The organism is Quadrisphaera sp. DVD1, from assembly GCF_058932755.1.
In genome coordinates, this window is record NZ_JBZYWI010000144.1 from 1 (window position 1) to 7,651 (window position 7,651).

Here is a 7,651-nt window from a genome sequence, read left to right on the forward strand (position 1 = left end):
GCACCAGCCCGTCGGCCTCCAGCTCGCGGTAGGCCCGGGTGACCGTGCCGACCGCGATGCCCAGGTCGGCGGCCAGCGCGCGCACGGTGGGCAGCCGGTCTCCCGGGCGCAGCCTCCCGGCGCTGACGTGCGCGGCGACCTGGGTGCGCACCTGCTCGTACGGCGGGACCGCGGAGCCGAGGTCCACGAGCAGCGTCAGGCCGGACGGCGACCCCGCGCCGCTCACGTCGCGGTGACGGGCTCGCGCGCCGCGGGCGCCGGGTCGGGACGCACCCGCGGCGCCGGCAGGCACAGCACGACGAGCGCCGCGAGGCCGCACCCCAGGCCCAGCACCGACGCGGTGGTGCCGACGGCGACCAGCGCGGGCTGGTGCCCCCACAGCTGCTCGTGCCCCACGACCCCGCCCCAGCTGCCGCTGTAGGCGCCGCGCACCGCGCCGCCGCCGAACACCAGCAGCCCCGCGGCGGTGCCCAGCGCCCCGCTGCTCGCCCCCCGCACCAGCCGGTGGGCGGACGCGCGGCGCAGCACGGCCTCGGCGGCGGCGTCGGCCCCGGCCACGGCCGGGCGGGAGGCGACCAGGCGCAGCCCGAGCTCGGTCGCCAGGACGAGCGCGCTCAGGCCGATGAGGGCCGGGACGGCGAACACCGGGCCCGGGTAGGGCCCGGAGCTGCCGCTCCAGGCCGGCTCGCCGTCGGCACCCAGCACCACCGAGCTGATGCGGCGGCCCGAGGAGTCCGCGGTGAGCCAGCCGACGGCGCAGATCACGGCGACGAGCAGGGCGCTGGCCCGGAACAACCGGCGCAGGCCGCGAGGGGCGACGGTGGACGGCCCGCGGGCGGTCAGCGCCGCGCTGCGCACCGCACCCCGCGGGCGCGGCCAGGTGAGCTCACCGGCGAGGACGACGGCCGTGTGCGCCAGGGCGAACGCGAAGGGCACCGCCAGCAGCCCGACGCCCGAGGGCAGGTCCAGCGCCTGCGCTGCCCGCGGCGCTGCCCAGGCGCCGACGAGGCCGACGGCCACCGCCAGCGCGCCCGTGGCGGTGCCGTGGCGGCGGGCGGCGGCCACGGTGCCGATCAGCCGCTCGCTGCGGGTCGCGGTGGCGGCCAGCACCGCCACGAGCACGGCGCTGGCGACCACGGTCAGCAGCAGGGGCACCGACAGCACGATCCCGCTCACGTGAACCCCAATGTCTCGATGAGTTGATTCATTGAGACGATGGCGGAGGGGTCGGCTCCTGTCAACGGTGCTGGCGGCGCGCCGTCCGCTCAGCCGCTGCGGGCCACGAGGAGGGCGCCGCGCACGAGCGTCAGCACCGCCTCGTCGTCCAGGCCGCCGGCCACGGCGACGCGGGCCAGCTCGGCCGCCGCGACCCTCGCCGCGGCGTCGTCCCCGGCGACGCTGCGGTCGCGCACGACCGTGCCGGCGCGTCGGGCGGTGCTCACCACGCCCTCCGCCTCCAGGCGCCGGTAGGCCCGGGCGACGGTGCCGGCGGCCACGCCCAGCTCCTCGGCCAGCGCGCGCACGGTCGGCAGGCGGTCGCCGGGAGCCAGGGTGCCGTCGTCGACGAGGGCCACGAGCTGGGCGTGCACCTGCTCGGACGGCCCGGCGGGGCTGGCCGGGTCGAGCCGCAGCGGGGGGTGGGGCGCCATGGTCGTGGAGGTGGGGCGGACGCGGGGGCTCAGTGGCCCCGGTCGATCCACTCCTGCAGGTGCGGCGCCTCGTCGCCGACGGTCGTGCTCGCGCCGTGGCCGGGCAGCACGCGCGTCGCCGGCGGCAGGGCCAGGAGGCGCTCGCGGATGGACTCGATGATCGTGGGGAAGTCGCTGTACGAGCGGCCGGTCGCGCCGGGCCCGCCCTGGAAGAGGGTGTCGCCGGTGAGGACGGTCTCCAGCGCGGGCACGTAGACGCTGACCGAGCCGGGGGAGTGCCCCGGGGTGTGCAGCACGTGCAGCTCGGCGCCGGCCACGGAGACGACCTCGCCGTCCTCGAGCAGGTGGTTGGGCGAGAAGTCGGCGTGGGTCAGGGTCCACAGGCCGAGGTCGTCGTGGTGGAGCATCGTCGGGGCGGCGAAGCGCTCTCCGGCCATCGGCGCCAGGTCGATGTGGTCGTCGTGCGCGTGCGTGCACAGCACCGCGCGCACCTGGCGCGGGCCGACCACGGCGGCGATCGCCTCGAGGTCGTGGGGCGCGTCGATGACGACGCACTCGGTGTCGTCGCCGACCACCCAGATGTTGTTCTCGACGTCGAAGGTCTGGCCGTCGAGGCTGAAGGTGCCCGACGAGGTGCCGGCGTCGATGCGCAGCTCGCCGCTCACAGCACGACCACCGAGCGCAGGACCTCGCCGCGAGCCATCTTGGCGAAGGCCTCCTCGACGCCGTCGAGCCCCGTCGTCTCGGTCACGAAGTCCTCCAGCGGGAAGCGGCCCTGCAGCGACAGGGCGGCGAGCATCGGGAAGTCCCGGCTGGGCAGGCAGTCGCCGTACCAGCTCGACCTCAGGGCGCCGCCGCGGCCGAACACGTCGAGCAGCGGCAGCGTGATCTGCATGTCCGGCGTGGGGACGCCGACCAGCACCACCGTGCCGGCCAGGTCGCGGGCGTGGAACGCCTGCTCGTACGTCTGCGGGCGCCCGACCGCGTCGATGACGACGTCGGCCCCGTGGCCGCCGGTCAGCGCGCGCACGGCCTCGACCGGGTCGTCCGCGCGGCTGTTGACGGTGTGGGTGGCGCCGAAGGAGCGCGCCAGCTCCAGCTTCCGGTCGTCGACGTCCACGGCGACGATCGTCGTCGCGCCCGCGAGCGCCGCACCGGCGATCGCGGCGTCCCCGACGCCGCCGCAGCCGATCACCGCGACGCTGTCGCCGCGGGTGACCCCGCCGGTGTTCACGGCCGCGCCGAAGCCGGCCATGATCCCGCAGCCGAGCAGGCCCGCGGCGGTCGCCGGCAGCGCCGGGTCGACCTTCGTGCACTGCCCGGCGTGCACCAGGGTCTTCTCGGCGAAGGCGCCGATCCCCAGGGCGGCGGTCAGCGGGGTGCCGTCCGCCAGCGTCATCGGCTGGGAGGCGTTGTGGGTGTCGAAGCAGTACCAGGGCCGCCCTCGGCGGCACGCGCGGCAGTGGCCGCAGACGGCGCGCCAGTTGAGGACGACGAAGTCGCCGACCGCGACGTCGGTGACGCCCTCGCCGACCGCGGAGACCGTGCCGGCGGCCTCGTGGCCGAGGAGGAACGGGAAGTCGTCGGTGATCCCGCCGTCGCGGTAGTGCACGTCGGTGTGGCACACCCCGCAGGCCTGGACGTCGACCACGGCCTCGAACGGGCCGGGGTCCGGCACGACGACGTCGACGAGCTCGACGGGGGCGTCCTTGGCGCGGGCGATGACGCCCTTCACGGTCTGAGGCACGGATCGGACGCTAGCCGACCCGGCCCCCGGACGCCGCCCGGGAGCGACCTCGCCGCCCCACCAGGTCTTCGCGCGCCCTTGACCCGCCCTTGACCGACACGGACGGGTCGCGGGCCCTAGTGTTCGGCGGCCCGACCAGCGCGAACACCAGGAGAGACCCGTGCCCACCCCCACCACCGGAGCCGACGAGGCGGGCGCCGACCTCGCCAGCCTCGGCTACAAGCAGGAGCTCCGGCGCTCGCTGTCGACCACGGACCTGCTCGTCTACGGGCTGGTGTTCATGGTGCCGATCGCCCCCTGGGCGATCTTCGGGGTGGTCTACAACGAGGCCTCGGGCATGGTGCCGCTGGTCTACCTCATCGGCCTGGTCGCGATGATCTTCACGGCGCTGTCCTACGCCCAGATGTCGCGGGCCTTCCCCGTCGCCGGCTCGGTCTACGCCTACGTCGGCCGCGGCCTGCACCAGAACCTGGGCTTCCTCGCCGGCTGGACCATCCTGCTGGACTACCTGCTCGTCCCCACGCTGCTCTACGTCTTCGCCGCGGAGTCGCTGGCGGGGGTGCTGCCCGACGTCCCGCGGTGGGTGTGGATCGTCGTCTTCCTCGCCATCAACACGACGGTGAACTACGTCGGCATCTCCTTCACCGCGGTGGTCAACCGGATCTTCCTGGCCGCCGAGCTGGTCTTCGTCGCGATCTTCATCGTCATGGCGGTGGTGGCGATCAGCCGCGGCACCGACGGCGCGACGTTCACCACGGCCCCGCTGTTCGACGCGGGCGACTTCAGCCCGGGCCTCGTGGCCGCCGCGCTGTCCATCGCCGTGCTGAGCTTCCTGGGCTTCGACGGCATCGCGACCCTGTCGGAGGAGAGCCGGGGCGGACGCCGCTCGGCCGGCACGGCCATGATCGCGGCGCTGCTCCTCGTGGCGACGTTCTTCGTCACCCAGACCTGGCTCGCGGCGATGCTCGTGCCGGACGTGGAGTCCTTCGGGGACGACGAGGTCAACAACGCCTTCTTCGGCATCGTCGAGGGGATCGCCGGCCACGGCTGGCAGATCGCCTTCCTGCTCATGAACGCCCTGGCCGTGGGCATCGCCAACGCCGTGGCCGCGCAGTCGGCCACCTCGCGCCTGCTGTTCTCCATGGCCCGCGACGGCCGGCTGCCGCGCTTCCTGGCGCGGATCAACCCGCGCAACCAGGTGCCCGACCGCGCGATCCTCCTCGTCGGCGCGCTGACCCTCGTGCTGGGCCTGTTCTTCGTCGGGCAGATCTCGCTGATCTCCTCGCTCGTGAACTTCGGCGCCCTCACCGCGTTCCTGCTCCTGCACGTGTCCGTGGTGAGCCACTACCGAGTGCGCACGCGCAGCACCAACTGGTTCCTGCACGTGGTCGTGCCGGTGGTCGGCTTCCTCATCATCGGCTACGTGCTGCTCAACGCCGGGACGGCGGCGCAGGTCGGCGGGCTCGTGTGGCTGGCGGTCGGCGTCCTCGTGCTGCTCTACTACCGCCGCTCCAGCGGTGACGTGACGATCCTCCCCGAGCACGCCGCGGTGCCCGCCACCGGCGAGCGCGCCGCCACCGACGAGAGGGACCTCCGTGGCTGAGCACCTGATCCCCAAGGACCGCGCGACCGCGGGGTTCTCCGCCACCCACCCCCCGGCCCTGCGGGTGGTGGCCGGTGCCGGCGACCGGATCACCGTGGAGACCGACGACGAGGCGTACGCGCAGATGGAGGTGAGGCGCGACCTCGCCGCCGTCACCGCGGTGATCAACCCGGTCACCGGGCCGGTGTTCGTCGAGGGCGCCGAGCCGGGCGACGCGCTCGCCGTCACGGTCCACGACATCACGCCGAGCTCGCAGGGCTGGTCGATCTACCTGCCCGGCGTCGGGGCGCTGGCGCGCCCGATGGGCGAGGAGATGTTCGTGCGGCGGATCCCGCTGCACGACGGCCTGGCCCACCTCGCCGACGGCCTGGCTGTGCCGCTCGCCCCGATGATCGGCTGCATCGGCACCGCGCCGGCCTCGGGCGAGGCCTCCACGGTCATGCCGTCCTACCCCACCGGCGGCAACATGGACCTCACCGACGTGCGCGCCGGCTCGACGGTCTACCTGCCGGTGCAGGTGGAGGGCGCGCTGCTGTCGATCGGCGACCTGCACGCCGTGATGAGCCGCGGGGAGTCCTCCTTCGTCGCCATCGAGGTGGCCGGCACGGCCACGGTGAGCGTCGACGTCGTCAAGGGCGCCCACCTGACCGCTCCGCGCGTGGACACCGGCGAGGAGATCGTCTGCGTCGGGCTCGGCGACCCGGTGCAGGCCTCGATCACCGCGGCCTACGAGGCGCTGTTCTCCTACCTCGTCGACGAGCGCGGCTGGGACCGCGGCGACGCGTACGCGGCGATGAGCGCGGTGGCCCACACCGAGCTCGGCGGCCCGACCGGCTCCACCGCCCCCGACCCGCTGCACCCGCTCACGGCGGTGGGCGCGGTCACCCTGGCCCGGATGCCGCACGCGGTGGTGCAGGCGCTCGCGACCCGGTGACCGGCCTCCGCGGCGCGGGAGGGGTGCCTCGCGCCGGTATCCTCGATCGGTGACGCTGCGCCTGTACGACACCGCGACCGCTGCGGTGCGCGACTTCGTGCCCCTGCGCCCGGGCGAGGCCGGCATCTACCTCTGCGGCGCCACGGTGCAGGCGCCCCCGCACATCGGGCACCTGCGCTCCGGCGTCGCCTTCGACGTCCTGGCCCGTTGGCTCGAGGTCGGTCACGGGCTGCGCGTGACCTTCATCCGCAACGTCACCGACGTCGACGACAAGATCCTCGCGAAGTCCGCCGAGGCCGGGGTGCCGTGGTGGGCCTGGGCCTACACCCACGAGCAGGCGTTCGCCGCCGCCTACGACGCGGTCGGCGTCCGCCGCCCGACCTACGAGCCCCGCGCCACCGGTCACGTGACCGAGATGGTCGAGCTCATGGAGGCCCTGGTCGAGCGCGGGCACGCCTACGCCCCGGCCGACGGCAGCGGCGACGTCTACTTCGACGTCCGCAGCTTCCCCGAGTACGGCGCGCTGACCCACCAGCGCCTGGACGACATGGCCGACGCGGGGGACGCCGACCCGCGCGGCAAGCGCGACCCGCGCGACTTCGCGCTGTGGAAGGGCGCCAAGGCCGGCGAGCCCGAGACGGCGTCCTGGCCGACGCCGTTCGGGCGCGGCCGGCCGGGCTGGCACCTGGAGTGCTCGGCGATGGCGCGCCGCTACCTCGGCGACGCCTTCGACATCCACGCCGGCGGCCTGGACCTGCGCTTCCCCCACCACGAGAACGAGCAGGCCCAGTCGCGGGCGGCCGGCCTCGGGTTCGCCCAGCACTGGCTGCACAACGGCTGGGTGACGATGGGCGGGGAGAAGATGAGCAAGTCGCTCGGCAACTCCCTCGTGGTCTCCACGGTGCTGGAGACCGTGCGCCCGCTGGCGCTGCGCTACTACCTGGGCTCGGCGCACTACCGCTCGGCCCTGGAGCACTCCGAGACCTCCCTGGCCGAGGCGGACGCCGCGGTCACGCGGATCGAGACCTTCCTGCGGCGCGGGCAGCGGGAGGCCGTCGCAGACCGCGGCGGCGCGCTGCCGGACGCCTTCGTGGCGGCGATGGACGACGACCTCAACGTCCCCTCCGCCCTCGCCGTGGTGCACGAGAGCGTGCGCGCCGGCAACGCGGCGCTCGACGCCCGTGACAGCGAGGCGGCCGTGCTCCTGCTCGCCCAGGTGGCGGCCATGACCGACGTCCTGGGGATCAACCCCCTCGACGCTCAGTGGTCGACCGGGGCGCAGGACACCGCGGCGCTCACCGCGCTGGACGCGCTCGTGCAGGACCAGCTCGCCGCGCGGGCCAAGGCCCGTGCGGACAAGGACTTCGCCGCCGCGGACGCCGTCCGCGACGCGCTGGCAGCAGCCGGCATCGCGGTGCAGGACTCCCCGGACGGCGCCCGCTGGGCGCTGGCCGAGCGGCCCTGACCGACCCAGACCCGAGGAGATCCACGTGGCAGGCAACTCAGCACGACGCGGCGCCGTCCGCAACGCCGGCTCGAAGAAGGGCGCCCAGGTGGGCACCGGCGGCAAGAACCGCCGCGCCCTGGAGGGCCGCGGGCCCACGCCCCCGGCGTCCGAGCGCACCGGTCACCCGGCCGCGCGGCGCGCGGCGTCGGCGGCCCGCCGCGCCGAGGGCGGCACGGCCCAGGGCCGGGGCTCGACGGCCCAGGGCAGGGGC

8 protein-coding genes and 1 pseudogene are annotated in these 7,651 nt (G+C 75.0%); 4 read left to right on the forward strand and 5 right to left on the reverse strand.

Translation table 11 applies throughout. The features are described 5' to 3' along the window. The 5 genes from AC5FZL_RS13850 to AC5FZL_RS13870 all read right to left on the reverse strand — a co-directional run. Positions 1-226: GntR family transcriptional regulator (locus tag AC5FZL_RS13850; protein WP_493619474.1), on the reverse strand; the 226-nt coding region annotated here is incomplete at its 3' end. Beyond that, a complete protein-coding gene (locus tag AC5FZL_RS13855; protein WP_493619475.1) occupies positions 223-1,176 on the reverse strand; it encodes a hypothetical protein in 954 nt (317 codons plus the stop codon). The genes AC5FZL_RS13850 and AC5FZL_RS13855, both read right to left, overlap by 4 nt. An 89-nt stretch (positions 1,177-1,265) precedes the next feature. Continuing rightward, the gene (locus AC5FZL_RS13860) at positions 1,266-1,649 is read right to left on the reverse strand and encodes a GntR family transcriptional regulator (RefSeq protein WP_493619476.1); all 384 of its coding nucleotides are present in this window, start codon (positions 1,647-1,649) and stop codon (positions 1,266-1,268) included. 29 nt (positions 1,650-1,678) lie between these two features. Then, the gene (locus tag AC5FZL_RS13865) at positions 1,679-2,314 is read right to left on the reverse strand and encodes an MBL fold metallo-hydrolase (protein WP_493619477.1); all 636 of its coding nucleotides are present in this window, start codon (positions 2,312-2,314) and stop codon (positions 1,679-1,681) included. Continuing rightward, positions 2,311-3,396 carry an S-(hydroxymethyl)mycothiol dehydrogenase gene (locus AC5FZL_RS13870; protein WP_493619478.1) on the reverse strand — a complete coding sequence of 362 codons (1,086 nt, stop codon included), beginning with the start codon at positions 3,394-3,396 and terminating at the stop codon, positions 2,311-2,313. The genes AC5FZL_RS13865 and AC5FZL_RS13870 overlap by 4 nt, the downstream gene beginning before the upstream one ends. A gap of 160 nt (positions 3,397-3,556) precedes the next feature. Between AC5FZL_RS13870 and AC5FZL_RS13875 the strand changes: the two genes are divergently transcribed. From AC5FZL_RS13875 to AC5FZL_RS13890, 4 genes and pseudogenes are all read left to right on the forward strand, one after another. Continuing rightward, a complete protein-coding gene (locus AC5FZL_RS13875; protein ID WP_493619479.1) occupies positions 3,557-4,999 on the forward strand; it encodes an APC family permease in 1,443 nt (480 codons plus the stop codon). Continuing rightward, positions 4,992-5,933, forward strand: a complete 942-nt coding sequence (locus AC5FZL_RS13880) for an acetamidase/formamidase family protein (protein ID WP_493619480.1) — start codon at positions 4,992-4,994, stop codon at positions 5,931-5,933. Before AC5FZL_RS13875 ends, AC5FZL_RS13880 begins: the two co-directional genes overlap by 8 nt. A 49-nt stretch (positions 5,934-5,982) precedes the next feature. Next, entirely contained in the window at positions 5,983-7,398 is a 1,416-nt protein-coding gene (gene cysS, locus AC5FZL_RS13885; RefSeq protein WP_493619481.1) for a cysteine--tRNA ligase, read from the forward strand. A 25-nt stretch (positions 7,399-7,423) separates the two neighbouring features. Then, positions 7,424-7,651 (forward strand): annotated as a pseudogene (locus tag AC5FZL_RS13890) (23S rRNA (guanosine(2251)-2'-O)-methyltransferase RlmB); the annotation flags it as partial.